Here is a 25,113-nt window from a genome sequence, read left to right on the forward strand (position 1 = left end):
CTGGGCGTCACGAACCCCCACGGAGGTCCTGTCGTGCCCATGAGAACCGCCCGCGGCGTCGCGGCACTGTCGCTGTCCTGCGCCCTGCTCCTGACCACCGCCGCGTGCGGCGGTGACGACACGCAGAGCGTGAGCGCCGCCGCCGCGACGCCCACGTCCTCCGCGACCTTCGAGCAGCAGAAGCTGGCCAAGACGCGGTTCGTGGCCAACGCGGGCCTGGCGGCGGGAGCCGCCTACCAGTGGATCGTGAAGCCCTACAAGGCGGGCAAGTTCACGAAGGGCGCGGACGGGCGGACCTTCGCCCTCGTGAAGGCGGGCCTCGCGGGAGCGTTCACGTACAACCGGCTCAAGGCGGCCGTGAACAACGCCAAGGGGGACCCGCTGCTGGCCAAGGCCGTCGGGCCGCTCTCCGCCGGGATCGACTCGCTCAAGGACCTCGGGACGAAGCTCCGCAAGGGCGACGCGAGCGCGGCGGACATCGGCTCCTTCGAGTCCGTCATCAACAGCGTCAAGGACGCCGGAAAGAGCGCGGGCGCGGAGGTCGTGGACAAGGTCCCGAGCGCCGCGCAGCTCTCCGGAGGGTGATCACTGGTTGTTGAGCTCCGCCATCAGGCGGAGCGTGGCGGGGTCCGGGGCCGTGACCAGCAGGTCCGTCACCGGGCCCCTTCGCCATGCCTCCAGGCGCGCGGCGATCCGCTTCCGGGGGCCGACGAGCGAGATCTCGTCCGCGAAGGCGTCCGGGACGGCGAGGACCGCCTCCTCGCGGCGCCCCGCCGCGAACAGCTCCTGGATGCGGGCGGCCTCCTTCCCGTACCCCATCCGTCCCATCAGGTCGGCGTGGAAGTTCCGGGCCGCGTGCCCCATGCCGCCGATGTAGAAGCCGAGCATCGCCTTCACGGGCAGCAGGCCGGCCGTGACGTCCTCGCAGAGCTGGGCGCGGACCATGGGGGCGACGAGGAATCCGTCCGGGAGGCGTTCGGGGAGCGCGTACACCTCGGCCCAGCGGTCCGGGGACCAGTACAGGGGCAGCCAGCCGTCGGCGATGGCCAGCGTCTGGGCGATGTTCTTCGGGCCCTCGGCGCCGAGGAGGACCGGGAGGTCGGCCCGCAGGGGGTGGGTGATCGGCTTGAGGGCCTTGCCGAGACCGGTGCCGTCCTCGCCGGCGTACGGGTGCGCGTGGAAGCGGCCGTCGAGCGTGACGGGGCCCTCGCGGCGCAGGACCTGGCGGATGACGTCCACGTACTCGCGGGTGGCGGTCAGCGGGGAGCGGGGGAACGGGCGGCCGTACCAGCCCTCGACGACCTGCGGTCCCGAGAGGCCGAGGCCGAGCATCATCCGGCCGCCGGAGAGGTGGTCGAGGGTCAGCGCGTGCATCGCGGTCGCGGTCGGGGTGCGGGCGGCCATCTGCGCGACGGCCGTCCCCAGCCTGACGCGCGAGGTGTGCGCGGCGATCCAGGTCAGCGCGGTGAAGGCGTCGGAGCCCCAGGCCTCCGCCGTCCACACCGAGTCGTAGCCGAGGCGCTCGGCCTCGCGGGCGAGGTCGAGGTGGGCGGGGGAGGGGCCGCGGCCCCAGTAGCCGAGAGCGAGTCCGAGGCGCATGCCCGCGTCCTTTCTGACGGTCAGTCAGATGATGTGGTGCGGGGACTGTACGCCAACGGCCCCCCGCCCGGAAGGGATTCCGTGGCGAGGGGCCGCTGCGTGGGTGTGCGGGACGTCAGCCGCGCTGGATGCCGTTCGTGTCCTGGAGGACACCGCGGCGGCCGTCCTGGGTCTGGGCCACCAGACCCGGACCGCGCTGCTCGACGGCCAGGTACCAGGTGCCGGGCGCCAGTTCGGCGATCGGCGCCTGCGAGCCGTCCTCCGCGTACAGCGGACGGGCGACCGGGACCGCGAACCAGAACGGCGCGAAGTCCGAGGCCGGCGGCTGCGCGGCCTCGGGCTGCGGCTGCTGCTGGGACTGCGGGGCCTGGGCGGCCTGCGGCTCGGGCTGCTGCTGCGCGGCGTGCGGCTGCTGAGCCGCCTGCGGCTGGGCGTGCTGCTGCGGGCCGGGCTGGCCGCCGAACGGCTGGCCGCCGCCCTGCGACGGGTCCTGGGCACCGTACGGCTGCTGCTGGTGCGGCTGCGGGCCGCCCGGGTAGCCGTACCCGCCGGGGACACCCTGCTGACCCGGCTGGCCGGGCTGCATGCCGTACGGCTGCGGGGTCTGCGGAGAAGGCGCGGGCATCAGCGGGGCCTTCAGGGCGGGGACCAGCGGAGCGGCGACGGCGGCGGCGGCCAGGACCAGCGCGGCGACCAGACCGAGGACGAGGCCGGCGCCGGCGCTCTCCGACTCGAAGAACCACATGAGCAGCGTCCACGCCGAGGCGATGGCGAAGCCCGCGCCGACCTGGCCGAGCTCCAGGCCGGCCACCTTGCGCTGCTGCGGCAGACCGTGCGAGACGACGACGAGCGCGGCACTGGCGATGCCGAGGAAGAAGGAGCCCCAGCCGAGGGGCGAGATCTCCCAGGAGTTCGGGGTGTCGATCTGGTCGCAGATCGCGTCACTGGCCTCGCAGCCGGAGATGCCGAGGAACGAGGCGATGAACAGCACCACCGCTGCGCCGATCAGCACGCCATCGCCTCGGGTGAGGGAGCGGATATTCACGTAAAAGTCCTTCGTCAGGTCGTCGTCGCGTCGTCGCGGCGTCACGTCGGGGTGGCGCTCAAGGTCGTGGCACGGGGGTTGCCCCATGGTACGGAGCGAATCTATCGCTCGCCGGTTCTACCCTCCGAGGTAGGTCTCGATGCCGTCCGCCAGGCCCTGCGCGGCCTTCTGGCGCCAGGCCGCGGAGGACAGCAGCGCGGCGTCCTTCGGGTCACGCATGTTGCCGCATTCGACGAAGACCTTGGGGACGGTCGAGAGATTCAGGCCGCCGAGGTCGTCCCGGACGTCCAACCCCGTACCGGAGCCGATGTAGTTGGAGGGCTTCGTGCCCGTCGACCGCGCGAAGCGGTCGGCGACGGCCTCGCCCAGCGCGCGGGAGGGGCCGACGATGGCGGTCGTGTCGGCCGCGCCGGAGTGCACGCGGGCCGGGAGGATCACGTGGAAGCCCCGGTTGCCGACGGCCGAGCCGTCCGCGTGGACGGAGACGACGGCGTCGGGACGGGCCTTGTTGCCGATCCGCGCCCGCTCGTCGATGCACGGGCCGAAGGGGCGGTCGGCGTCGTGGGTCAGGACCACCTTCGCGCCGCGCGCGGTGAGGAGGTCCCGCAGGCGGTGCGAGACGTCGAGGGTGAAGGCGGCCTCGGTGTACGCGGCCCGCGAGGCGGTGGCGTTCGTGGCGGTGCCGGTGGTGTCGCACTCCTTGCGGGCCGTGCCGATGTCCACCTTCTCGTTGATCTCCCGCGTGTGCCGGAAGTTCCCCGGGTTGTGGCCGGGGTCGACGACGACGGTGCGGCCGGCGAGGGGGAGCGCGGAGGCCGCGGAGGCGGAGGCGTCGCCGGAGGGTGTGGCGGACGCGGCGGGTGGTGGCGACTGGGTTCCGCTCTTCCCGGAGACGTCGGCGGCGCCGGAGCCCTCGGACGCCTGGGAGGCTCCGCAGCCGGCGAGCGCGGCGCAGCAGCCCGCCAGCGCGAGGGCGAGGACGAGGGGGCGGGGGCGGGGGGCGGTCTTCCGGTGGTCGTTCGGCACCCCGCGACTTTAGGGCCTGGCGGGGGCGAATGCCCGTACCGGGTCCACCGGCTTCCGGAAACGTGTGGACGCGTGTGACGGGGCAGTGGAGGGTAGGGGAGAGAGGCGACGGTGGGGGGTGCCACCGCGCATGGACCCACGAGGGGGAACCAGTGGGGGAAGAACCGAACGACGCACGCCCCGAGCCGTCCGACCGGATTCCGGGGAGCGGCGGGTTAGGGGAGGGAGGTGCGGGCGGGACGAGTGGTGCCAGCGGGACGGGCGGTACGCAGGGCGGCTTTGGAGCCCCCGCGCCGTGGGAGGCCCCGGCGCCGCCGGCCGGTCCGCCGGCCGGTCCGCCGGCCGGTCCGCCGCCGGGCCCGCCGTCGGCCGCGGGCTTCGGCCCGCCGCCGGGCGCCGTACCCGCCGCGCAGGGCCCCGGCCCCGTACCCGTACCTCCTCCCGGACCCGCGGCCGGGCCGGCTCCCGGACCCGCCGCCCCAGGGGCCGCGGCCGGGCCCGCTCCCGGCCACGGGCAAGGTCAGGGACCGGCCACCGCTCCCGGCTGGTCGGGCGTCGGCACGATCCCGCCGCCGCCCACCGCCCCGCCCGGGTACGGGCCCGGCGGCGGGGGCTCCGGGCCGCGCGGCGAGGCCAACCCGGCACAGGCCGCCCTGATCGGCCTCCTCAACCTGTCATGCCTCGGCCTCGGTTACGTCCTGCTGCGGAACTGGCTCGGCGCCGTCCTCTGCTGGATCGCCACCGCCGCCCTGCTCGTCCTCGCGCTCCCCGCCGACGTCGACGGCGTCCCCCGGGGAGTCCTCGTCGGCTACGGCGTGGTCCTGCTCGCCGCCGCCCTCGACGGCGCCCGGCGCGGGCTGCGCGCGACCCTGCGGATCGGCACCGCCTTCCGCCGGCTCGCGCTGCCGCTCGCCGTCGTGCTCCTCGCCGTGCCGGCGGGCGGCACGCTCGCGTACGGGGCGGCCCGCGACGAGGCGAAGGAGCAGCAGCTCCTCGACATGCTCGCGGCGGCGGACGCGCTGGTGAAGTCGGCCGACGGCCTCGCCTTCGCGCAGGCCGAGCCGTCCTACAAGACGGCGCTGACGGGATACCAGGAACTCGGGCTGCGCCACGCGGGATCGCGGGCCGGGAAGCTCGTCCCGGCGCGGCTGGACGCGTACTACGAGACGGTGTCCGCCCCGTACGCGAAGAACGACTTCTGCGGCGCGCTCGCCCCGCTGCGGCACCTGCGGGGGCTCGCCGGAACCGTCGACAAGCAGCTCCTCGGGACCCGGCCCGCGAAGACCGACGAGCCGCTCGCGCGCTCCCTCTACGAGTGCGGCACGGCCGCGCTCGCGGCGACGACGGTCGTGCCGAGCGCCGCCGAGAGCTTCAACGAGCTGATGACCACCTTCCCGACGTCGCCGCACACGGCCAAGGTCGAACCGGCCCTGCGGGACGCGCTCAAGCGCCGTACGGACGCGCTCGACAGCGGCTCCGGCGCGTGCGCCGCGACCACGGAGATCCGCACCCTCCGGACGACGCTGACCGACATGCCGGACGCCGCCCTCGAAGGCGTCACGCGCGACGCCAAGGCGGCCGTCCAGCGGGGCGACTTCGCGTGCGGGACGGAGCACTTCAAGAAGAAGGAGTACGACGAGGCGGCCACGGCGATGACCGAGTACGCGAAGGCGTACCCGGACAGCCCGCAGGCGGCGCACGCCCGGTCCATCGCCATCGCCGCCGAGATCGCCGAGGAGGAGCCGGCGGCGGGCAAGCGCCTGCCCCCGGCGAAGGACCCCGGCGGCGAGCGGATGGTCCTGGTCGTGAGCAACGACGGCCCGGGCTCGGTCGAACTGCTCTACACCGGACCCATCACCGGCAAGGTCACGCTGAAGGCCTGCGCGACCTGCAAGAAGTACCAGGAGCCGCTGCTGGTCAACTCGCCGAAGATCAAGGCGTGCTCCGGGCCGTCCTCGAAGTACCCGAAGGCGACCCTGCTCCTGCCCGCCGGTGACTACCAGTTCCTCCAGAAGAGGGCCGCCAGCGGCTCGTCGTACGGGGACACGAAGGCGAGCAAGACGAAGATCGAGCCGGGGTACAGCTACACGAACTGCCTGTATGTGACCACGCTGTTCTGAGCCGGGCCGCAGGGGGCCGGTCCGGTCCGGTCCGGATCCGGTTCAGCGGCGGCGCAGCACCCGGAGGGAGTCGGTGACCGAGACCTCCTCGAAGTCTCCGGACTCCAGGGCCCGGAGGTAGATCCGGTACGGGGCCTGGCCGCCGTCCGCCGGGTCAGGGAAGACGTCGTGGATGACGAGCAGGCCCCCGGGGGCGACCTTGGGGGCCCAGCCCTCGTAGTCGTTCGTGGCGTGCTCGTCGGTGTGCCCGCCGTCGACGAAGACGAGGCCGAGCTCGCCGCCCCAGGCCTTCGCGACCAGCGGCGAGCGGCCGACGACCGCGATGACGTGCTCTTCGAGCCCGGCCTTGTGCAGGGTGCGGCGGAAGGTGGGGAGGGTGTCCATGAGCCCCACCTCCGGGTCGACCACGGTCGCGTCGTGGTACTCCCAGCCCGGCTGCTGCTCCTCGCTGCCCCGGTGGTGGTCCACGGTCACCGCGACCGTCCCCGCCTGCCGGGCGACGTCGGCGAGCAGGATCGTGGACCGCCCGCAGTACGTCCCGACCTCCAGGAGCGGCAGGCCGAGCTTGGCCGCCTCGGTGGCGGCGTCGTACAGCGCGAGCCCCTCCACGACGGGCATGAACCCCTTGGCCGCCTCGAAGGCGGCAAGGATCTCGGGAGCGGGCTCGGCGGCCATGGGGGTCCTCCTACTGGCGGGTACGCGGATACGCGCGCCCATCGTGCCCTACGCACCCGCCGCACGACACCGTCAGGCCCCGGCCAGCACCGCCCGCAGCGTGCGTATCCCCGTCACCCACGTGTCGTCCCCTGACTCCTCCCACAGCTCCAGGAGCTCCGACTCCGGTCCGAGCGTGCGGTCGAGGGCGGCGACGGCGAGCGGCCGCAGGTCCGCCGGGAGCTCCGGCAGGGGCTGCTTCGGGCCGTACGAGGTCGCGAGCGCCTCCCCGCCCGGGCACTGCGCGGCGACAAGGGCCGCCGCCGCGACGGCCTGCGCGGCGTAGTCCGAGTCCAGGTAGTCGGCGTCCCCGGTCCCGGTCACCTCCTGGAACGCCGCCCGCAGCACCTCCGCCCGCTGCTCGATGGGCGCCTCGTCGACGCGCCACGAGAAGTCGGCGGCGGTGTCGTTGTCGAACGGACCGATGTCCCACGTGCCCATGGTGTGCTCACTCTCTCCGTCGTACGGGTTCGGAACGTGGGAACGATCGTGACAGGCGCCACTGACAACGCGCCTTTCTGATCCACCGTCAGCTCTTCCGTCGGAATGGAACGTGTTCTAGTCTGCGCCGCATGGGCATCGCCATCACGCACGAACAGCGGGAGCTCGGCCGATCCGTCCGGGGCTGGCTCGCCCGGGCCGTACCGCCCGAGGAGGTACGCAAACACCTCGACGTCCCCGGTACCGCCGCCGGGCGGCCCGCGTACTGGGACGCGGCCGTCGGGCAAGGGCTCCTCGGACTGCACCTGCCCGAGGAGTACGGAGGCGGGGGCGGCGACCTGGGGGACCTCGTCGTCGTCGTGGAGGAGGCCGCACGGGCGCTGCTGCCGGGGCCGTACCTCGGCTCCGTCCTCGCCGCCGAGATCCTGCACCGGGCCGGCGGCCAGGAGGAGCTCGTCGCCGCGATCGCCGGCGGCGAGCGGATCGCCGCCGTCGCCCTCGGCGGCACCGGCACCCTCACCGCCGTCCGCGCCGACGGCGGCTACCTGCTCGACGGCCTCGCCCCGCCCGTCCTCGGCGGCGCCCAGGCCGACCTGCTCCTCCTCCGCGCCGCCACCGCCGACGGCTCCGTCTGGCTCGCCGTGGACACCGCCGACGCCGAGGGGCTGACCGTACGGCCCCACGAGAGCGCCGACCCGACCCGGCCCACCGCCGAGGTCACCGCCCGCGCGGCGCACGTCCCCGCCGGCCGCGAACTCGCCCTCGAACCCGGCCTCGTGCGCGACCTCGCCGCCGTCCTCCTCGCCGCCGACGCCTGCGGCACCGCCGCCCGCGCCGTCGACACCGCCGCCGAACACGCCCGCACCCGCGAGCAGTTCGGCCGCCCCATCGGACAGTTCCAGGGCGTCAAGCACCTCTGCGCCGACATGCTCGTCCGGCTCGAACAGGCCCGCGCCCTCGCCTGGGACGCGGCCCGGGCCACCCGCGACCCCGCCCGCTCCCTCACCGCCGCCCTCGCCGCCGCCACCGCCCTCGACGCCGCCTTCACCTGCGCCAAGGACTGCATCCAGATCCTCGGCGGCATCGGCTTCACCTGGGAGCACGACGCCCACCTGCTGCTGCGCCGCGCCCTCGTCGCCCGCCAGCTCCTCGGCACCGGCGACCACCACCGCCTCGCCGCCCTCCGGCACGCCGCCGACGGCGCCCGGCGCGGTCTCCGCCTCGACCTGCCGCCCGAGGCCGACCCGTACCGCGCCGCCGCCCGCGAGGCCGTCGCCCCCGCCGCCGGACTCGACCCGGCCGCCGCCCGGCGCGCCCTCGCCCCCACCGGCTACGCGGCCCCGCACCTCCCGGAGCCGTACGGCCTCGGCGCGGGCCCGCTCCAGCAACTCGCCGTGCAGAAGGAGCTGGAGGAGGCCGGGATCAGCATCCCCGGGCTCGGCATCGGCGCCTGGATCGTGCCCTCCCTCCTCGCCCACGGCACCCCCGCCCAGCAGGCCGAGCACCTCGCGCCGACCCTGCGCGGCGAACGCCTCTGGTGCCAGCTCTTCTCCGAGCCCGAGGCCGGATCCGACCTCGCCTCCCTCCGGACCCGCGCCGAGCGCGCCGAGGACGGGAGCTGGCGGATCACCGGACAGAAGGTGTGGACGAGCGCCGCCCAGTGGGCCCACTACGGCATCCTCCTCGCCCGCACCGACCCGGCCGCCCCCAAGCACAAGGGGCTCACCTACTTCCTCGTCGACATGAGGAACACCCCGGGGATCGACATCCGGCCGCTCAAGGAGATCACCGGCGACTCCCTCTTCAACGAGGTCTGGTTCGACGGTGCCGTCCTGCCCGCCGACGCCGTCGTCGGCGAGGTGAACGACGGCTGGCGGGTCGCCCGCAACACCCTCGGCAACGAGCGCGTCCACATGGCCGACCAGGTCGTCTTCGACAGCGGGCTCGAAGCCCTCATCGAGCGCGCGGAACAGGCGGACGGCGCCACCCGCGTACGGATCGGGGGTCTCCTCGCCGAGGCCCACGCCCTCGCCTGCATCGGCCTGCGCACCACCCTGCTCCAGGTCTCCGGCCTCGAACCGGGCGCGGGCGCCTCCGTCCGCAAGCTCGTCCAGACCCTCCACCAGCAGAAGGTCGCCGAGCTGACGCTCGAACTCCTCGGCCCGGACGGGGCCGTGCGGGAGGCGGCGGGCGAACGGGCCCTGCACGGGGTCCTGATGTCGCGGTGCCTGACCATCGCGGGCGGCACCACCCAAGTACAGCTGAACGTCGTGGCCGAGCGCCTGCTCGGCCTGCCGCGAGACTGATTCCACGAGACTGATTCCACGAGACTGATTCCACGAGACCGAGGGGGGTTTCGACCCATGGGCAAGGCGTACGTCGTCGGCGTCGGGATGACGAAGTTCGAGAAGCCGGAGACCCGGGACTGGCAGTACTGGGACATGGCGAAGGAGGCCGGCACCGCCGCCCTCGCCGACGCCGGCGTCCCGTACGGAAGCGTGGAACAGGCCGTCGTCGGCTACTGCTTCCAGGCCTCCACCGCAGGCCAGCGGGCCGTGTACGAGCTCGGGCTCACCGGCATCCCCGTCTACAACCTCAACAACAACTGCGCGACCGGCTCCACCGCCCTCATGACCGCCCGGCAGTTCGTCGAGGGCGGCATCGCCGACTGCGTCCTCGCCCTCGGCTTCGAGAAGATGAGCAAGGGCGCGCTCGGCGGCGGCGCGGGCGCGGGCGACTTCAAGACCTCCCCGGTCGCCCGGCACTACGGGATCATGGCCGCCGCCCACGGCTTCGAGATGTCCCCGCCCACCGCCCAGATCTTCGGCAACGCGGCCCGGGAGCACATGGAGCGGTACGGGACGACGGAGGTGCAGCTCGCCGCCGTCGGCGCCAAGAACCACCAGCACTCGGCGAACAACCCCAACGCCCAGTTCCAGGACGTCTACACGGTCGACGAGATCCTCGCCGCCAAGACCGTCCACCGGCCGCTCACCAAGCTCCAGTGCTCGCCGACCTCTGACGGCGCGGCGGCGGTGCTCGTCGTCTCCGAGCGGTTCGTCGAGGAGTTCGGGCTGCGGGGGAGGGCGGTGGAGATCGCCGGCCAGGCGATGACCACCGACACCGACGACTCCTTCTCCTCGGGCTCCTGCATCGACGCCGTCGGCCGCCCCATGTCGCGGGAGGCGGCCCGTCTCGCGTACGAGCGCTCCGGGATCGGCATCGAGGACGTGGACGTCATCGAGCTCCACGACTGCTTCTCCATCAACGAGCTGCTGACGTACGAGGCGCTCGGCATGTGCGCGGAGGGCGCCTCGGGCAAGCTCGTCGAGTCCGGCGCGACGACCTACGGCGGCCGCTGGGTCGTGAACCCCTCCGGCGGCCTCATCTCCAAGGGCCACCCGCTCGGCGCGACCGGCCTGGCGCAGACGGCGGAGCTGGTGTGGCAGCTGCGGGGCGAGGCGGGACCGAGGCAGGTGTCGGGGGCGCGGATCGGGCTCGCGCACAACATCGGCCTGGGCGGGGCGGCGGTGGTGACGCTCCTGCGCAAGCCCTAGGTCCGGGCCCCGGGGGAACGGGGGAGTGCCTAGGGCGATATCCCGATGTACGGGTCGTGGGCGGTCTGCGACCATGACACGCATGCCGCAGACCGACGCCACCGACTCAGCCGAATCCGCCACGGGCGCACCGCCCCGCACGTCCCCCTCCCGCCCCCTCCGCCCCTGGCTGATCGTCGCGACCGCCTGCGCGGGCCAGTTCCTCGTCGTCCTCGACGTCTCCGTCGTGAACGTCGCCCTGCCCTCGATGCGCACGGACCTCGGACTGTCGCCGCTCGGCCTCCAGTGGGTCCTGAACGCGTACGCCGTCGCCTTCGCGGGCTTCATGCTGTTCGGCGGCAGGGCGGCCGACCTGTACGGGCGGAAGGCGGTGTTCCTGCTCGGGCTCGGGCTCTTCACGGCGGCCTCGGTCGTCGGCGGGCTCGCGCCGTCGGGGCCGTACCTGATCGGCGCGCGGGCGGTGCAGGGCCTCGGCGCCGCCTTCCTGTCACCGGCGACGCTGACCCTCATCACCGGCGCGGTCCCGGCCGGCCCGGCCCGCACCCGGGCGATCGGCACCTGGGCGGCTGTCGGCGCGGCCGGCGGCGCGGCGGGCGGCCTCGTCGGCGGGGTGCTCGTGGACCTGCTCTCCTGGCGCTGGGTCCTCCTCATCAACATCCCCGTCGGCGTCGTCGTCCTCGTCGCCGCCGCGCTCTTCCTCCGCGAGACCGGCAAGGGCACGGGCCGCCGCCTCGACCTGCCGGGGGCCGTCCTCGTCACCGTGGGCCTGGCGACCCTGGCGTACGGGATCGGGCGCACCGAGGAGACGTCCTGGACCGACCCGTCCGTCCTCCTCACGCTCCTGGGAGGTCTCGTCCTCCTGGCCGCCTTCGTCGCGGTGGAGGCCCGCGCCGAGTCCCCGCTGATGCCGCTCTCGATCTTCCGCAACCGCGCGGTCACGGCCGCCAACGTGGCGATCCTGCTGTGCGGCTCGACCTCCTTCGGCATGTGGTTCTTCATGACGGTGTACGCGCAGAACGTGCTCGGCTACACCCCGCTCCAGGCGGGCCTGGCGCTCGTCCCGAGCTCGCTCAGCGTGATCCTCGGCTCCAAGGCGGCCCCGCGCCTCATGCGGACGCTCGGCGCCCGGAACGTCGCCGTGGCCGGCGCGCTCATCGGCGCGGCGGGCTTCGCCTGGCAGTCGACGCTGACCGCCGACGGCACCTTCGTCCGCACGATCCTCGGCCCCGGCATCCTCATGATGCTGGGCCTGGGCCTGGCCACGACCCCGCTCGCCACCCTCGCCACGAGCGGCGCGGCCCCCGGCGACGCGGGCCTGGTCTCGGGCCTCGTCAACACCTCCCGCACGATGGGCGGAGCGCTCGGCCTCGCGGTCCTGTCGACGGTCGCGGCCTCGGCGTCGGCGGCCCACGCGGGCGACCTGGTCCCCGGCTACGCGACGGCCTTCCGCGTGGCGACCGGCATCCTCGTCGTGGCGGCGGCCTACATGGCACTCCGCCTGCCGAAGCAGGCCCGACGGGCGGACTGAAAGCCGCGCCGTACTCCGACCGGAACGGCAGGGATCGGTCGTAGTACGGCGCGGAAACGCACGGACGCCCGGAGTTCGAAGATCAGTCCGCCGCTCCCGGCCCGGCGGAGGGCCGTCCGGGCAGGTCGGTGACGTCCGCCGCCGCGGCGAGCGCCGGGTCGACGACGGTCTCCCCGCGCAAGGCCATCCGCACGGCCTCCGCGAGCTCCTCGACCGGGCCGTCCTTGACGAGGAAGCCGACCGCGCCCGCCTCCATCGCGCGGCGCAGACAGCCGGGGCGGCCGAAGGTCGTCAGGATCAGGACCCGGCAGTCCGGCACCTCGTCGCGCAGGTCCGCCGCCGCGTCGAGCCCCGAGCGCCCCGGCAGCTCGATGTCGAGCAGCGCCACGTCGGGCCGCGCGAGGTGCGCCGCGTCGACGATCTCGTCCCCGCGCCCCACCTGCGCCACGACCTCGATGTCGTGCTCCATCCCGAGCAGCAGCGCGAGCGCGCCGCGCGTCATGCCCTGGTCCTCGGCCAGCAGGACTCTGATCATTCCGTGGACTCCCCCTCGTACGGGCCGGGGATCCGCCCGAGCGGCGGGATCCCCGTCCAGAGTGCGGCCTGCGGGGGTGGTCCGCTCGCGCGGCGCGCGCGGGAGAATCGGCGACGAGCCCACGTCTGACGTTCCGTCAGTTCAAGACCTCCGGAAGGGTTCCCAACTCCCCGCGCCTCGGCTATACATGGGATCCACCGACCTAGAACGCGTTCTAGAACGGCCGCGTTTCCGGGACGGTCCCCGCGCGGCCTCGGTGCGACCGACGGTGCGGACGGTCGCGCCGAGGTCTTTACCGCGTCTCTTCCGTGCCTCTTCCGTGCCTTCTCCGTGCCCCAGGAACTCTCGCCCACGAGGAGCAGCAGCCCGATGCCGATCGACCCCGCCAAGGCCGTCGCCGCCGAACCCCGCAGCGCCGAGATCTCCTGGGACCACAAGGACGTCCAGCTCTACCACCTGGGGCTCGGCGCCGGCGTGCCCGCGACCGACCCCGACGAGCTCCGCTACACCCTGGAGTCCCGGCTCCACGTGCTGCCGAGCTTCGCCACCGTCGCGGGCGCCGGGATGGCGGTGGCCGGCGGGCTGTCCGCCCCCGGTGTCGACATCGACCTGGCCGCCGTCCTGCACGGCGGCCAGTCCGTGACCCTCCACCGGCCGCTGCCCGTCAGCGGCCGGGCCGTCTCCACCTCCCGGGTCGCCGCCGTGTACGACAAGGGCAAGGCCGCCGTCCTCGTCCTGCGCACCGAGGCCTCCGACGACGACGGGCCGCTGTGGACGAACGACGCCCAGATCTTCGTACGGGGAGAGGGCGGCTGGGGCGGCGACCGGGGGCCCTCCGAGCGGCTCCCGCTGCCCGAACGGCAGCCCGACGCCACCGTCGAGCGGCCGATCCGCGAGGAGCAGGCCCTGCTCTACCGGCTCTCGGGCGACTGGAACCCGCTCCACGCCGACCCCGAGTTCGCCAAGCTCGCCGGCTTCGACCGGCCGATCCTGCACGGCCTGTGCTCGTACGGCATGGCCCTCAAGGCCGTCGTCGACACCCTCCTCGACGGGGACGTCACCCGCGTCCGCTCGTACCGCACGCGCTTCGCCGGGATCGTCTTCCCCGGCGAGACCCTCCGCGTCCGGATGTGGGCGGAGGAGGGCCGCGTACAGGTGACGGTCACCGCCGTCGAGCGCGAGGACGCGACCGTCCTCGCCGACACCGTCGTCGAACACTCCTGATCCGCGTCCGCCTGAGAACCGCCCGAGGGGAGCCGCACCATGCGCGCAGCCGTACTGCACGAGATCGGCCAGGACAAACTGGAGGTCCTCGACGACGTCGAGGCCGTGGGCTTCGGGCCCGGCAAGGTGAAGATCCGGGTGCGGGCCACCGGCCTCTGCCACTCCGACGTCTCCGCCATGAGCGGCATCCTCCCGCAGCCCGCCCCCTTCATCCCGGGCCACGAGGGCGCCGGCGAGATCCTCGACGTCGGCGAGGGCGTCACCGGGCTCACCCCCGGCCAGCGCGTCCTGCTCTGCTGGCTGCCCGCCTGCGGCACCTGCGCCGCCTGCAAGCGCGGCCAGACCCAGCTCTGTCTGGCCGGCTTCTTCAACGCCGGAGTCCCCAACTTCAAGCGCCCCGGCGGCGACGTCTTCGGCTTCGCCGGCACCGGCACCTTCACCGAGGAGGTCGTCGTCCCCGCGGGCTGTGCCGTCCCCATCCCCGACGACGTCCCCTTCGACATCGCCGCCCTCATCGGCTGCGGCGTGACCACCGGACTCGGGGCGGCGATCAACACCGCCCAGGTGAAGGCCGGTTCCTCGGTCGCCGTCATCGGCTGCGGCGGCGTCGGCATCTCCGCCATCCAGGGCGCCAAGCTCCAGGGCGCCGCCCAGATCATCGCCGTCGACCCCGTCGAGTCCCGCCGCGAGGCCGCCCTCCGCTTCGGCGCCACCGAGGCCGTCGCCCCCGACGCGCTCGCCGACGCCAAGCAGCGGATCACCGGCGGCGAGGGCTTCGACTACGTCTTCGAGGTCGTCGGCAAGTCCGCCACCGCCCGCACCGCGTACGAGACGACCCGCCGCGGCGGCACCCTCTGCGTCGTCGGCGCCGGCGCCCTCGACGACTTCCTCCAGCTCAACATGTTCGAGCTGTTCTTCGACGAGAAGCGGATCCTCCCCTCCATGTACGGCGGCGGGGACGTCCTCACCTCGTACGAGCGGACCATCGCGCTCTGGCGGGCCGGCCGCATCGACCTGGAGTCGCTCATCACCCACCGGGTCCCGCTGGCCGGCATCAACGAGGCCATCGAGCAGATGCGGACCGGCGTCGCCCTCCGAACCTGCATCGAGATCTGACCGCCTTCCGAGAGTTCCGAGAGTTCTGAGAGGACCTTTCCCCATGTCACTCCCTCTTGAGGGGCTGAGCGCCGTCGTCACCGGCGCCGGGCGCGGTCTCGGCCGCGCCGAGGCGCTCGAACTCGCCCGGCTCGGCGCGGCCGTCGTCGTCAACGACTACGGCCAGCCGGGACGCGACGGCTCCGGCGACGCCTCCGCCGCGCCCGCCGAGGAGGTCGCCGCGGAGATCCGCGCGGCCGGCGGGCGGGCGGTCGCCCACCTCGGCGACGTCTCCGACTTCGAGTCGGCCCGCGGCCTGGTCGACCTGGCGGTGAGCGAGTTCGGGAAGCTGGACATCCTGGTCAACAACGCGGGCATCCTCCGCGACCGGATGGTCTTCTCGATGAGCGAGGACGAGTGGGACTCGGTCATCCGGGTCCACCTCAAGGGCCACTTCAACACCACCCACTTCGCCGCCGTGCACTGGCGGGGCCGCTCCAAGGCGGGGGAGACCGGCGTCTACGGCCGGATCGTCAACACCTCGTCCGAGGCCTTCCTCGCCGGTTCGGCCGGACAGCCGAACTACGCGGCGGCCAAGGGCGGCATCGTCGGCCTCACGACCTCCTCGGCGCTCGCGCTCTCCCGGTACGGGGTGACCGCCAACGCCATCTGCCCGCGGGCCCGTACCCGTATGACCGAGGACGTCTTCGCCGGCTTCGCCGAGCCCGCCGGCGAGGGCGAGCTCGACCCGCTGTCCCCGGAGCACGTGGCGCCGCTCGTCGGCTACCTCGCCTCCCCGGCGGCGGCCGGCGTCAACGGGCAACTGCTGGTCGTCCACGGCGGGATGGTCGCGGTCGTGGACCGGCCGAAGGTGTCGGCCAAGTTCGACACGTCCAAGGAGGCGTTCACGTACGAGGAGCTCGACGGGCTCCTCACGCCGCACTACGCGTCCCGCCCGGCGGGCGAGACCTTCGCCGCGGCGGAGGTGCTCGGCCTCAAGAAGGGCTGAGCGGTAGGCGCACCGGTCCGGGGGGACACGGTGGGGAACGGTGAAGGGCCCCGGGGAGACCCGGGGCCCTTCACCGTCGCGCGTCACTGATTCCGGTCACCGCTCGTCGGGCTCGCGGCGGTGGCGGCCGTGCGGCGAGGACGCGGAGTCCTCCGCCGCCGAGGCCTCGCCGCGGTGCTTTCCGGAGCCGCCCGACTCCCGGCCCTCCGTGCTTGTTTCCGCCTTGCTGGAACTCACCGCTGGAACTCACCCCGTACAAATCGGTCTTGCTGTGCGGCCCGTGAGTCTAGCCAGCCGGTTTACGGTCCGTCAGGGGAGCCTGCTGCAAAGGGACCGGCCGGCACACCCGGGGCTCGTCGGATTCGCCCGCGACGCCGGATTCCCCCACCACAACGGATCCCGGTTCCGGCTCCGGCTCCGGCTCGGGCGGGACCTCCAGCTCCGTGAGCCCGCAGGGCGTCTCCGCCGTCACGTGCGCCAGCCGCAGCACGCCCTCCGCCGTCCACAGCCCGGCCCCCGCCAGCCATCCCACCGGCGCCGCCGCCTGCACCAGGCGGCGCGACGAGGGTTCCCAGGTCCCCACCCAGCTCCCGCCGCCCGCGTCGATCCGCAGCGCCACCGAGCAGCTCTCCGGCATCAGCACCTGCCCCGGCTGCACGGCGAAGGGCGTCACCTCCGCGTCGTCGAGGCGCAGGCACTCCGGGAACCGCACCGGCAGCAGGCTCCCGAGCACCCCCCAGCCCAGCCGCTCCCGCCCCGGCGAGGGCGCGTCGGAGCGGATCAGGAGCAGCCCGCTGTCGGGGTCGGCGAGCAGCAGCCGGTCGTCGCTCTCCTCGGTGATCTGGAGCAGTGGCGTGACCTCGCCACCCCGCTCCAGATCGACGGCGACGGCCTTCACCGGCCCGTCGTCGAGCCGCCGGTCGAGCGCCAGCATCCGGCCCGTACGGTCCAGCCACACCGCGCCCGAGCAGTGCCCCTTCACCTCGGCGACCCGCTCCGGGCCGAACGCGCCGCCCGCCACCAGCCACAGGGTGGTCGTGTCGGGGCCGACGCACATCGCGTACGCGCAGATGCCGTCGGGCGAGGGCGGCAGCAGGACGAGCCGCTCGGAGCCGGGCGCCTCCACGGCGCCGAGCTGGAGCTCGCCGGTCTCCGGTCCCGTCGGGTAGAGCAGCGAGAACGTGCTCCGCCGGCCGTCGACGCGGCGGGCGACCAGGACCCGGCCGTCGGCGAGGGGGAGCACCTGGGTGCCGGGCTCCTCCGGCTGGCCGAGGGGGAGCGGGACGGCGTACGGCTCCGGGCCGTCGAGCGTCCACCGCTCCACGTACAGGGCGTCCCCGGCGCCCGCGAGGCGCGCCGCGTAGGCGCCGTTGGCCGTGATGGTGAATCCGCTGGCCGTGATGGTGAACCCGGCCGGGCCGTCGAGGCCCCGGCTCCCGCGGCCGTCGCCCTCCCCGTCGCGGCCCTCGTCCTCGGCCGCGGTCTCGATGGCACACGCTGTCATCGACTCGTCACCTCCGGCCCCGAAGCTAGTTTTCGCACTTCCTGCCGAACAACACGAGCCCGGTCACTTCACACATAAGGGTGGTCGTCGCCGGGTTCGGCCGCGGGGGAGGGGGCGGCTGTGCTGGAGTGACCGGTGGTGAGTAAGGTTAGGCGAACCTAAGCGGAGCCTGTGGCTCCGTCAGGTCGTGCCGCCGTCCCCGTACCAGGAGAGCCGTCTCATGTCCTTCCGCCGCCGCGGTACCGCCACCGTCGTCGCCCTCGCCGCCGCGCTCTCGCTCGCGGCCTGCGGAGGAGGGGACAGCGGATCCGACGCCTCCGCCAAGGAGAGCCAGGGCGCCCAGGGGGACGCGGCCAAGAAGAAGGACGTCGCCACCGGCGGCAAGGACTTCGGCGACGCCGCCGCCAAGACCGCGGCCATGGGCACCGACGCCAAGGCCGGCCAGTTCCCGCGCACCCTCACCCACGCCCTCGGCACGACCGAACTCAAGGCCGCGCCCAAGCGGGTCGTCGTCCTCGACGTCGGCGAGCTCGACAACGTCGTCTCCCTCGGCATCAAGCCCGTCGGCTACGCCCCCTCCGAGGGCGACGACGGCATCCCCGGCTACCTCGCCAAGGACGCCGGCAACCCGAAGTCCATCGGCACCATCAACAACCTCAACCTCGAGGCCATCGCCAACCTGGAGCCGGACCTCATCCTCGGCAGCCAGCTCCGCGCCGCCGACAAGTACGACGAGCTGTCGCAGATCGCGCCCACCGTCTTCTCCATCCGCCCGGGCTTCACCTGGAAGGAGAACTACCTCCTCAACGCCGCCGCGCTCGACAAGACCGCCGAGGCGAAGGAGAAGCTCGCCGCGTACGAGACGAAGGCCAAGCAGCTCGGCACGGACATCGGCGCGGACAAGCCGACCATCTCCATGGTCCGCTACCTCCCCGGCAAGATCCGCCTGTACGCGAAGGCGTCGTTCATCGGCACGATCCTCGAGGACGCCGGTCTGCCCCGCCCCAAGAACCAGCAGGTGAACGAGCTCGCCGCCGAGATCAGCCCCGAGAAGATCGACGAGGCCGACGCCGACTGGATCTTCACCGGCGTGTACGGCGACGCCAAGGCCACCAAGAAGAGCGCCGCCCAGGCCAACCCGCTCTGGAAGAACCTGACCGCAGTCAAGAACGGCCAGGCCAAGGACGTCCCGGACGAGACCTGGTACCTCGGCCTCGGCGTCACGGCCGCGAACAGCGTCCTCGACGACCTGCGCGCCGACCTCGTCAAGAAGTAACCGCCGAGTACGCCCGGACTGCAGGGCGCGAGGGGGCAGGTAGCCTTTCCCTCGTGCCCCGTCTGTCTGAAGTCATCGCCGAGCTCGACGCCCTCTGGCCGCCAGAGCGCGCCGAGTCCTGGGACGCCGTCGGCACCGTCTGCGGCGATCCCGACGCGGAGATCAGCCGCGTCCTCTTCGCGGTCGACCCCGTCCAGGAGATCGCCGACGAGGCGATCGCCCTCGGCGCGGACCTCCTCGTCACCCACCACCCGCTCTACCTGCGCGGTACGACGACGGTCTCGGCCGGCCACTTCAAGGGCCGTGTCGTCCACGGACTGATCAAGAACGACATCGCCCTCCACGTCGCGCACACCAACGCCGACACCGCCGACCCCGGCGTCTCCGACGCCCTCGCCGGCGCGCTGGACCTCCGGGTCGTCGGCCCCCTCGTGCCCGAGAACAACCTCGGCCGCATCTGCGAGCTCGACCGGCCCGAGACCCTCGCGGAGTTCGCCGCCCGTGCCGCGAAGCGGCTGCCGTCCACCGCGCAGGGCATCCGGGTCGCGGGCGACCCCGGCATGACCGTCCGCCGCGTCGCCGTCAGCGGCGGCTCCGGCGACAGCCTCTTCGGAGCCGTACGGGCCGCCGGAGTGGACGCCTACCTCACCGCCGACCTGCGCCACCACCCGGTCTCCGAGGCGACCCAGCAGTTGCCGCTCGGGCTGGTCGACGCCGCCCACTGGGCCACCGAATGGCCCTGGTGCGAGCAGGCCGCCGCCCAGCTCGACGAGATTTCCGACCGTCACGGCTGGGGCCTCCGCGTCCACGTCTCGAAGACGGTCACCGACCCCTGGTCCTCCCACCACACCTCCCCTGGAGCCCCCAACTGAACGCCGCGCCCGCCGACCAGATCCGCCTCCTCGACGTCCAGGGCCTGGACGTACGACTCCAGCAGCTCGCCCACAAGCGCAAGTCGCTGCCCGAGCACGCCGAGATCGAGTCGCTGACCAAGGACCTCACCCAGCTGCGCGACCTGCTCGTCGCCGCGCAGACCGAGGAGAGCGACTGCGGCCGCGAGCAGACCAAGGCCGAGCAGGACGTCGACCAGGTCCGCCAGCGCGCCGCCCGCGACCAGCAGCGGCTCGACTCCGGCGCCGTCTCCTCCCCGAAGGACCTGGAGAACCTCCAGCGCGAGATCGTCTCCCTCGCCAAGCGCCAGGGCGACCTGGAAGAGGTCGTCCTGGAGGTCATGGAGCGCCGCGAGTCCGCGCAGGAGCGCGTGACCGAGCTCTCCGGCCGCGTCGAGGCCGTCCAGGCCAAGGTCGACGACGCCACCGCCCGCCGCGACGCCGCGACGGCCGAGCTGGACGCCGAGGCCGCCACCGTCACCAAGGAGCGCGAGGTCGTCGCCGGCCCGCTCCCCGAGGACCTGCTCAAGCTGTACGACCGCCTGCGCGAGAAGCAGGGCGGCATCGGCGCGGCCCGGCTCCAGCAGCGCCGCTGCGAGGGCTGCCGCCTGGAGCTCGACATCACCGAGGTGAACGAGATCCGCGCCGCCGCGCCCGACAAGGTCGTCCGCTGCGAGAACTGCAGCCGCATCCTCGTCCGCACCGCGGAGTCCGGCCTGTAATGACCTCTTCACGCGAGCTGATCGTCGAGGCGGACGGCGGCTCCCGGGGCAACCCGGGGCCCGCCGGTTACGGCGCCGTGGTCCTGGACCCGGTGACGGGCGAGACGCTCGCGGAGGCGGCCGAGTACATCGGCGTGGCGACGAACAACGTCGCCGAGTACAAGGGCCTGGTCGCCGGTCTCAAGGCGGCCCTGGCGCTCTTCCCCGACGCCAGGATCCACGTCCGCATGGACTCCAAGCTCGTCGTCGAGCAGATGTCCGGGCGCTGGAAGATCAAGCACCCGGACATGAAGCCCCTCGCGGCCGAGGCGGGCCGGGTCTTCCCGGCGGGCCGCGTCCGGTACGAGTGGATCCCGCGCGAACTGAACAAGCACGCGGACCGGCTCGCCAACGAGGCGATGGACGCGGGCAAGCGCGGCCGCCAGTGGGAACCGTCCGCGTCGACGGCCGCCCTCGACGCCTCGGCGGCCCGCAACGCGGCCGCCCCGCCCCCGTCGGGCCCGCCCGGCGACGCGGCAGCGGGCGCGGCGCGGGCACGCGCGGCGCTGGCGGGTACGCCCTCCGGGACGCCGACCGCCCCCGCCGGTACGGCCACCGGCACCGGCACGGGAACAGGCACGGGAGCCTGGCCGACGACGGCCCCTCATCCGCAGGATGACGACGGCCTGTTCACGGCGGAGGCCGTGACGCCCACGTCCGGCGAGGCCGAGACGCCGACCGACGCTGCCGCCTCGCAGGCGCAGCCGGAGCCGCAGCCGGAGACGGCCGGCCCCGCCGCCGCCTCCGGCGAGGCCACCGCCCCCGCCGCCCCCCGCCAGGGCTGGACCGCCCCCGACATGGGCGCGCCCGCGACCTTCGTGCTGCTCCGGCACGGGGAGACCGCGCTCACGCCCGAGAAGCGGTTCTCGGGCAGTGGCGGGACCGATCCCGAGCTGTCGGCGGCCGGGCTCCGGCAGGCCGAGGCCGTGGCCGAGGCGTTGGCGGCGCGCGGGACGGTCCAGGAGATCGTGAGCTCGCCGCTCACCCGCTGCCGCCAGACCGCCGCCGCCGTCGCCGCCCGGCTCGGGCTCGACGTCCGGATCGAGCGCGGGCTGCGCGAGACGGACTTCGGCGCCTGGGAGGGGCTCACCTTCGGCGAGGTCCGCGAGCGGTACCCGGCGGACCTCGACGCCTGGCTGGCCTCCCCGAAGGCCGCGCCGACCGGCGGCGGCGAGAGCTTCGCGGCCGTCACCCGGCGCGTCTCCGCCGCCCGTGACCGGCTGACCGCCGCGTACGCGGGCCGGACGGTCCTCCTCGTCACCCACGTCACCCCGATCAAGACCCTCGTCCGGCTCGCCCTCGGCGCCCCGCCGGAGGCCCTGTTCCGCATGGAGCTGTCGGCCGCGTCGATCTCGGCCGTGGCCTACTACGCCGACGGGAACGCCTCGGTGCGGCTCCTCAACGACACCTCCCACCTGCGCTGACCGGGAACCGGGAGCCCCTAAACCGGTGGACCCCGCCCCCCGGCCCGTACCACCATCGGCTCCATGACCTGGACCTTCACCGAGGACGCCGACGCCTTCCGGACCGCCGCCGCCGAGCTGCTCGCCTCCGAGGCGACCCGTAACACGGCCGTCCTGACCCTCATGGGTTCCGCCGGGCGGCTCGGCTGGTGGACCGAGGCCGACGGCCGGGTCACCGGGGTGCTCGCGGTGTCCCCGCCGCGCGTTCCCGCGTTCGGCGCCGTGACCGTGGCGGCCGCCCGCGCCCTCGTCCTGCCCGCGGGGGAGGAGCCCAAGGCCGTACGGGGGGAGACCGCGGCCGTCGAGGCGTACGCGGAGGCGCATGCCGAGGCCACCGGGCGGCGCTGGCGTCCCACTGTCCGCATGCGGCTCTTCCGCCTCGGTGAGCTCACCCCGCCCCACCCGGCCCCGGCCGGCCGCGCCCGCCGGGCCGTCGCCGCCGACCTGCCGCTCCTCACCGGCTGGACCCGGGAGTTCGCGCTCGCCATCGGCGACGAGCCCGCCGAGGACTACACGGGCTTCGTCACCGACCGGATCACCGACGGCCGCCTCTGGCTGTGGGAGGCGCCCGACGGCCGCCCCGTCTCGATGGCCGCCGTCTCCCGGGCGATCGAGGGTCAGGCCCGCGTGCACCTCGTCTACACCCCGCCCGCCGAGCGCGGCCGGGGGTACGCGGCGGGGGCCACCGAGGCCGTGAGCCGCGCCGCCCTGGACGCCGGCGTCGCCCACGTCCTCCTTTTCACGGACCTCGCCAACCCCACCAGCAACGCCCTGTACCAGCGGCTCGGCTACCGCCCGGTGACCGACCACCTGGGTGTGGAGTTCGGGCCGTCGTCGTCGAACCTATGATCGTCGCCGGACCCAAGGGGAGGGCTGGGCAGTGGAAGGCGCGTTGTCAGGCAGAGGAACCCAGGCGCGGTTCAACGGGGCCCGTCTGACCGTCGTCCGCGACGGAACGACCTGGACGGTCCCGCTTCAGGCCATCGCGTACGCGCGGGGACCGCGGACGGCGGCGTACGGATCGCGATCTCGGGCCCCGACGCGTCCCGGGCCCGGCACGGGCTCGGCGCGACCGTCGTCCTGCCCGGCCCCAACCCGCACGCCGCCACCGCCTTCGCCGACCACCTCCGGACCTCCCTCGCCGGAGTCGGGCCCGCCGAGGACGGCCACGCCCTGGTGACCGTCGAACGCCCGCCCGCCGCCCCGCCGTCCAGCGGCGAGAAGGGCTCCCGGGCCGTCCTGATCGGTTTTCTCGTCTGCCTCTACGTCGGCGCCCTCGCGGCCGTCGGCGCCACCGGCCCCCGCACCGCCGCCCAGGCCGCCGTGTCCCTGACCGTCGGCGGCGTGCTCTTCGCCGTCGGAGCCGTGGGCCTCTGGCGGGTCGCCCGGCGCTTCCGGAACGTCCGCATCCTCCGTACCCGGGGGATCGGGGTCGTCGCCGAGGTCGACGGCTACCTCCGGATCTGGTCCAAGGGCGGCCACAGCCGGGTCTTCCCGTACCTCACGTACACCACCGCCGACGGCCGCCGCTTCGAGCGTGTGACCTCGGTCGTCTCCGCCGGATGGGACATCCGCGTCGCCACGACGACGGAGATCCTCCACGACTCCGCCGACCCGCGCCGCGCCGGCGTCCCGCCGACCGCCGGGTTCACCGTCCGCAGCCTCGTCCTGGGCCTGTCCTGCCTGCCCCCGCCGGCCCTCGGCCTCTTCGCGGTCCTGATGAACACGAGCCTTCTCGCGAACTAGGCCAGCTCCGCCGCCCCCCGCGCCAGCGCCTCCACCCGTGCCCAGTCGCGGGCCGCGAGGGCGTCGGGCGGCACCATCCACGTACCGCCGACGCGGCCGACGTTCGGCAGGGACAGGTAGGCGGGGGCCGAGGCGCGGGTGATGCCGCCGGTCGGGCAGAAGCGTGCCCGGGGGAGCGGGCCCGCGAGGGACTTCAGGTAGGGGACGCCGCCGGCCGCCTCGGCCGGGAAGAACTTCATCTCCTCCACCCCGCGTTCGAGGAGGGCGACGACCTCCGAGGCCGTTGAGACGCCCGGCAGGAACGGCAGCCCCGAGTCCCGCATCGCGCCGAGCAGTCCCTCGGTCCACCCGGGGCTGACCAGGAACCGGGCCCCGGCCCGGACCGCGTCCGCGACCCCGGACGCCGAGACGACCGTCCCCGCGCCGACGACCGCGCCCGGCACCTCGGCGGAGATCGCCCGGACCGCGTCGAGCGCGACGGGGGTGCGGAGGGTGACCTCGACGAGCGGCAGTCCGCCGGCGACGAGGGCGCGGGCGAGGGGGACGGCGTCGGCGAGGTCGTCGAGCACCACGACGGGCACGACGGGGGCCGAGGACAGGCCGAACACACTCGTCGGGGGCGGCGGCGCCAGGTCCGTCATGCCGTCGTCCGTCATGCCGTCATCCGGGCTCGTCATGCCGTCATCCTGCCGACGTCGCACGCACCCCGCAACGCCCGTTGCACACCGTGCAACGGGCGGTCCGTCAGGTCAGTGGATCTCGTCCACCAGCACGTCGAGCGCCCCCGCCTTGCCGGTCTCCTCCACCACGTACCCGAGATCCCGCAGCGCCACGACCAGCTCCTCCGGCGACCCCGGCACCGCGCCCGCCTCCAGGAGGCTCCGGACGATCCGGCCCTTCGTCGCCTTGTTGAAGTGGCTGACGACCTTCCGGGTCGGCGCGTGCAGCACCCGCACGGTCGCCGTCCGCGCCGCCACCTCGCCCTTCGGCTTCCACGCCGAGGCGTACGCCGACGAGCGCAGGTCCAGGACGAGCCCGTCACCCGCCGCCTCCGGCAGCACGGAGACCATCGCGCCCCGCCAGTGCGCGCCGAGCGCGCCGAGCCCCGGCAGCTTGACCCCCATCGAGCAGCGGTACGACGGAATCCGGTCGGTCACCTTCACCGCGCCCCACAGGCCCGAGAAGACGAGCAGCGAGTCACCGGCCCGCTTCCGCGCCGCCGCGTCCAGGGTCTCCAGACCCAGCGCGTCGTACAGGACACCCGTGTAGATCTCGCCCGCCGGGCGCGCCCCGGCCGTCCGCAGCTCGACGTTCTTCGCGACCTCGCCGCGCAGCCCCTCGCTCAGGCCGAGGACCTCGCGCGCCTTCTCCTCGTCGGCGGCGCACAGCTCGACCAGCTCGTCCAGGACCGCCGCGCGCGCGTCCGCGAGCCCCGGCAGGGACAGCGACTCCGGCTTGAGCGGCGCCCCGCGCCCCGAGGAGGCCTTGCCTTCGGAGGGCGGCAACAGCACGAGCACGGTGGTTCTCCTTCGTACGGTACGGGGGTGGGGGTGCGGCCCCGGCAGTCCAGCGTACAAAGG

General features: G+C 74.1%; 23 protein-coding genes and 1 pseudogene. 14 read left to right on the forward strand and 10 right to left on the reverse strand.

What is annotated here, in order from left to right:
- Positions 1 to 39: 39 nt before the first annotated feature.
- Positions 40 to 585 carry a hypothetical protein gene (locus ACFC0Z_RS19050; RefSeq protein WP_376439164.1) on the forward strand — a complete coding sequence of 182 codons (546 nt, stop codon included), beginning with the start codon at positions 40 to 42 and terminating at the stop codon, positions 583 to 585.
- Here ACFC0Z_RS19050 and ACFC0Z_RS19055 read toward each other — a convergent pair whose 3' ends face one another.
- The 3 genes from ACFC0Z_RS19055 to ACFC0Z_RS19065 form a co-directional block, all read right to left on the reverse strand.
- A complete protein-coding gene (locus tag ACFC0Z_RS19055) occupies positions 586 to 1,599 on the reverse strand; it encodes an LLM class F420-dependent oxidoreductase (RefSeq protein ID WP_376439008.1) in 1,014 nt (337 codons plus the stop codon). It abuts the gene before it with no gap.
- Positions 1,600 to 1,714: 115 nt separating this feature from the next.
- Positions 1,715 to 2,644 carry a hypothetical protein gene (locus tag ACFC0Z_RS19060; RefSeq protein WP_376439167.1) on the reverse strand — a complete coding sequence of 310 codons (930 nt, stop codon included), beginning with the start codon at positions 2,642 to 2,644 and terminating at the stop codon, positions 1,715 to 1,717.
- A gap of 117 nt (positions 2,645 to 2,761) precedes the next feature.
- A complete protein-coding gene (locus tag ACFC0Z_RS19065) occupies positions 2,762 to 3,670 on the reverse strand; it encodes an N-acetylmuramoyl-L-alanine amidase (RefSeq protein ID WP_376439011.1) in 909 nt (302 codons plus the stop codon).
- Between the two features lie 152 nt (positions 3,671 to 3,822).
- Between ACFC0Z_RS19065 and ACFC0Z_RS19070 the strand changes: the two genes are divergently transcribed.
- Positions 3,823 to 5,790 (forward strand): hypothetical protein, encoded by a 1,968-nt coding sequence (locus ACFC0Z_RS19070; protein WP_376439014.1) that lies wholly within the window; start codon positions 3,823 to 3,825, stop codon positions 5,788 to 5,790.
- A 42-nt stretch (positions 5,791 to 5,832) separates the two neighbouring features.
- Here ACFC0Z_RS19070 and ACFC0Z_RS19075 read toward each other — a convergent pair whose 3' ends face one another.
- Positions 5,833 to 6,465 carry a class I SAM-dependent methyltransferase gene (locus tag ACFC0Z_RS19075; RefSeq protein WP_376439016.1) on the reverse strand — a complete coding sequence of 211 codons (633 nt, stop codon included), beginning with the start codon at positions 6,463 to 6,465 and terminating at the stop codon, positions 5,833 to 5,835.
- Positions 6,466 to 6,537: 72 nt separating this feature from the next.
- Complete coding sequence (locus tag ACFC0Z_RS19080; protein WP_376439019.1) at positions 6,538 to 6,945, reverse strand: DUF4259 domain-containing protein; 408 nt, start codon at positions 6,943 to 6,945, stop codon at positions 6,538 to 6,540.
- 131 nt (positions 6,946 to 7,076) lie between these two features.
- Here ACFC0Z_RS19080 and ACFC0Z_RS19085 point away from each other — a divergent pair, with 131 nt between their 5' ends.
- From ACFC0Z_RS19085 to ACFC0Z_RS19095, 3 genes are all read left to right on the forward strand, one after another.
- A complete protein-coding gene (locus ACFC0Z_RS19085; RefSeq protein WP_376439022.1) occupies positions 7,077 to 9,251 on the forward strand; it encodes an acyl-CoA dehydrogenase in 2,175 nt (724 codons plus the stop codon).
- Between the two features lie 57 nt (positions 9,252 to 9,308).
- Entirely contained in the window at positions 9,309 to 10,502 is a 1,194-nt protein-coding gene (locus ACFC0Z_RS19090) for a lipid-transfer protein (protein ID WP_376439024.1), read from the forward strand.
- 73 nt (positions 10,503 to 10,575) lie between these two features.
- A complete protein-coding gene (locus ACFC0Z_RS19095) occupies positions 10,576 to 12,030 on the forward strand; it encodes an MFS transporter (RefSeq protein WP_376439027.1) in 1,455 nt (484 codons plus the stop codon).
- Between the two features lie 136 nt (positions 12,031 to 12,166).
- Here ACFC0Z_RS19095 and ACFC0Z_RS19100 read toward each other — a convergent pair.
- Positions 12,167 to 12,565, reverse strand: a pseudogene (locus ACFC0Z_RS19100) (response regulator); the annotation flags it as partial.
- A gap of 369 nt (positions 12,566 to 12,934) precedes the next feature.
- On the opposite strand from ACFC0Z_RS19100, the gene ACFC0Z_RS19105 reads away from it, so the two are divergent.
- Genes ACFC0Z_RS19105 through ACFC0Z_RS19115 form a run of 3 tightly spaced genes read left to right on the forward strand, consistent with a single transcriptional unit; the run spans position 12,935 to position 15,893 of the window.
- Positions 12,935 to 13,789 carry a MaoC/PaaZ C-terminal domain-containing protein gene (locus ACFC0Z_RS19105; RefSeq protein ID WP_376439030.1) on the forward strand — a complete coding sequence of 285 codons (855 nt, stop codon included), beginning with the start codon at positions 12,935 to 12,937 and terminating at the stop codon, positions 13,787 to 13,789.
- Positions 13,790 to 13,828: 39 nt separating this feature from the next.
- The gene (locus tag ACFC0Z_RS19110) at positions 13,829 to 14,905 is read left to right on the forward strand and encodes a Zn-dependent alcohol dehydrogenase (protein ID WP_376439032.1); all 1,077 of its coding nucleotides are present in this window, start codon (positions 13,829 to 13,831) and stop codon (positions 14,903 to 14,905) included.
- Positions 14,906 to 14,948: 43 nt separating this feature from the next.
- Entirely contained in the window at positions 14,949 to 15,893 is a 945-nt protein-coding gene (locus ACFC0Z_RS19115) for a 3-oxoacyl-ACP reductase (protein WP_376439035.1), read from the forward strand.
- 96 nt (positions 15,894 to 15,989) lie between these two features.
- Here ACFC0Z_RS19115 and ACFC0Z_RS19120 read toward each other — a convergent pair whose 3' ends face one another.
- Together ACFC0Z_RS19120 and ACFC0Z_RS19125 are read right to left on the reverse strand one after the other, a co-directional pair.
- Complete coding sequence (locus ACFC0Z_RS19120) at positions 15,990 to 16,130, reverse strand: hypothetical protein (RefSeq protein WP_376439038.1); 141 nt, start codon at positions 16,128 to 16,130, stop codon at positions 15,990 to 15,992.
- A gap of 49 nt (positions 16,131 to 16,179) precedes the next feature.
- Positions 16,180 to 17,397, reverse strand: coding sequence for a hypothetical protein (locus tag ACFC0Z_RS19125; RefSeq protein ID WP_376439040.1), 1,218 nt, complete (start codon positions 17,395 to 17,397; stop codon positions 16,180 to 16,182).
- 220 nt (positions 17,398 to 17,617) lie between these two features.
- Here ACFC0Z_RS19125 and ACFC0Z_RS19130 point away from each other — a divergent pair, with 220 nt between their 5' ends.
- The 6 genes from ACFC0Z_RS19130 to ACFC0Z_RS19155 all read left to right on the forward strand — a co-directional run bounded on the left by ACFC0Z_RS19130 (position 17,618) and on the right by ACFC0Z_RS19155 (position 23,533).
- Positions 17,618 to 18,673: an ABC transporter substrate-binding protein gene (locus tag ACFC0Z_RS19130; RefSeq protein ID WP_376439043.1), complete on the forward strand. Its 1,056-nt coding sequence runs from the start codon at positions 17,618 to 17,620 to the stop codon at positions 18,671 to 18,673.
- 53 nt (positions 18,674 to 18,726) lie between these two features.
- Positions 18,727 to 19,545, forward strand: a complete 819-nt coding sequence (locus ACFC0Z_RS19135; RefSeq protein ID WP_376439046.1) for a Nif3-like dinuclear metal center hexameric protein — start codon at positions 18,727 to 18,729, stop codon at positions 19,543 to 19,545.
- Entirely contained in the window at positions 19,542 to 20,285 is a 744-nt protein-coding gene (locus tag ACFC0Z_RS19140) for a zinc ribbon domain-containing protein (protein WP_376439169.1), read from the forward strand. The genes ACFC0Z_RS19135 and ACFC0Z_RS19140 overlap by 4 nt, the downstream gene beginning before the upstream one ends.
- Positions 20,285 to 21,748, forward strand: a complete 1,464-nt coding sequence (locus tag ACFC0Z_RS19145; RefSeq protein ID WP_376439049.1) for a bifunctional RNase H/acid phosphatase — start codon at positions 20,285 to 20,287, stop codon at positions 21,746 to 21,748. The genes ACFC0Z_RS19140 and ACFC0Z_RS19145 overlap by 1 nt, the downstream gene beginning before the upstream one ends.
- A 63-nt stretch (positions 21,749 to 21,811) precedes the next feature.
- Entirely contained in the window at positions 21,812 to 22,636 is an 825-nt protein-coding gene (locus tag ACFC0Z_RS19150; RefSeq protein ID WP_376439052.1) for a GNAT family N-acetyltransferase, read from the forward strand.
- Positions 22,637 to 22,963: 327 nt separating this feature from the next.
- Entirely contained in the window at positions 22,964 to 23,533 is a 570-nt protein-coding gene (locus ACFC0Z_RS19155; RefSeq protein ID WP_376439054.1) for a DUF3592 domain-containing protein, read from the forward strand.
- Here ACFC0Z_RS19155 and eda read toward each other — a convergent pair.
- Both eda and yaaA read right to left on the reverse strand, forming a co-directional pair.
- Positions 23,530 to 24,174, reverse strand: coding sequence for a bifunctional 4-hydroxy-2-oxoglutarate aldolase/2-dehydro-3-deoxy-phosphogluconate aldolase (eda, locus tag ACFC0Z_RS19160; protein WP_376439172.1), 645 nt, complete (start codon positions 24,172 to 24,174; stop codon positions 23,530 to 23,532). The two genes, ACFC0Z_RS19155 and eda, sit on opposite strands and share 4 nt — an antisense overlap.
- Positions 24,175 to 24,282: 108 nt before the next feature.
- A complete protein-coding gene (gene yaaA, locus ACFC0Z_RS19165; protein ID WP_376439056.1) occupies positions 24,283 to 25,050 on the reverse strand; it encodes a peroxide stress protein YaaA in 768 nt (255 codons plus the stop codon).
- Positions 25,051 to 25,113 lie beyond the last annotated feature (63 nt).

The organism is Streptomyces sp. NPDC056144, from assembly GCF_042264145.1.
In the GTDB taxonomy this organism is placed as follows: Bacteria; Actinomycetota; Actinomycetes; order Streptomycetales; family Streptomycetaceae; genus Streptomyces.

Coding starts and splice junctions, on each gene's coding strand:
- ACFC0Z_RS19050 (WP_376439164.1), top strand. CDS start 40: ATGAGAACCGCCCGCGGCGTCGCGGCACTGTCGCTGTCCTGCGCCCTG.
- ACFC0Z_RS19055 (WP_376439008.1), bottom strand. CDS start 1,599: ATGCGCCTCGGACTCGCTCTCGGCTACTGGGGCCGCGGCCCCTCCCCC.
- ACFC0Z_RS19075 (WP_376439016.1), bottom strand. CDS start 6,465: ATGGCCGCCGAGCCCGCTCCCGAGATCCTTGCCGCCTTCGAGGCGGCC.
- ACFC0Z_RS19080 (WP_376439019.1), bottom strand. CDS start 6,945: ATGGGCACGTGGGACATCGGTCCGTTCGACAACGACACCGCCGCCGAC.
- ACFC0Z_RS19085 (WP_376439022.1), top strand. CDS start 7,077: ATGGGCATCGCCATCACGCACGAACAGCGGGAGCTCGGCCGATCCGTC.
- ACFC0Z_RS19090 (WP_376439024.1), top strand. CDS start 9,309: ATGGGCAAGGCGTACGTCGTCGGCGTCGGGATGACGAAGTTCGAGAAG.
- ACFC0Z_RS19095 (WP_376439027.1), top strand. CDS start 10,576: ATGACACGCATGCCGCAGACCGACGCCACCGACTCAGCCGAATCCGCC.
- ACFC0Z_RS19105 (WP_376439030.1), top strand. CDS start 12,935: ATGCCGATCGACCCCGCCAAGGCCGTCGCCGCCGAACCCCGCAGCGCC.
- ACFC0Z_RS19110 (WP_376439032.1), top strand. CDS start 13,829: ATGCGCGCAGCCGTACTGCACGAGATCGGCCAGGACAAACTGGAGGTC.
- ACFC0Z_RS19115 (WP_376439035.1), top strand. CDS start 14,949: ATGTCACTCCCTCTTGAGGGGCTGAGCGCCGTCGTCACCGGCGCCGGG.
- ACFC0Z_RS19125 (WP_376439040.1), bottom strand. CDS start 17,397: ATGACAGCGTGTGCCATCGAGACCGCGGCCGAGGACGAGGGCCGCGAC.
- ACFC0Z_RS19130 (WP_376439043.1), top strand. CDS start 17,618: ATGTCCTTCCGCCGCCGCGGTACCGCCACCGTCGTCGCCCTCGCCGCC.
- ACFC0Z_RS19145 (WP_376439049.1), top strand. CDS start 20,285: ATGACCTCTTCACGCGAGCTGATCGTCGAGGCGGACGGCGGCTCCCGG.
- ACFC0Z_RS19150 (WP_376439052.1), top strand. CDS start 21,812: ATGACCTGGACCTTCACCGAGGACGCCGACGCCTTCCGGACCGCCGCC.
- eda (WP_376439172.1), bottom strand. CDS start 24,174: ATGACGGACCTGGCGCCGCCGCCCCCGACGAGTGTGTTCGGCCTGTCC.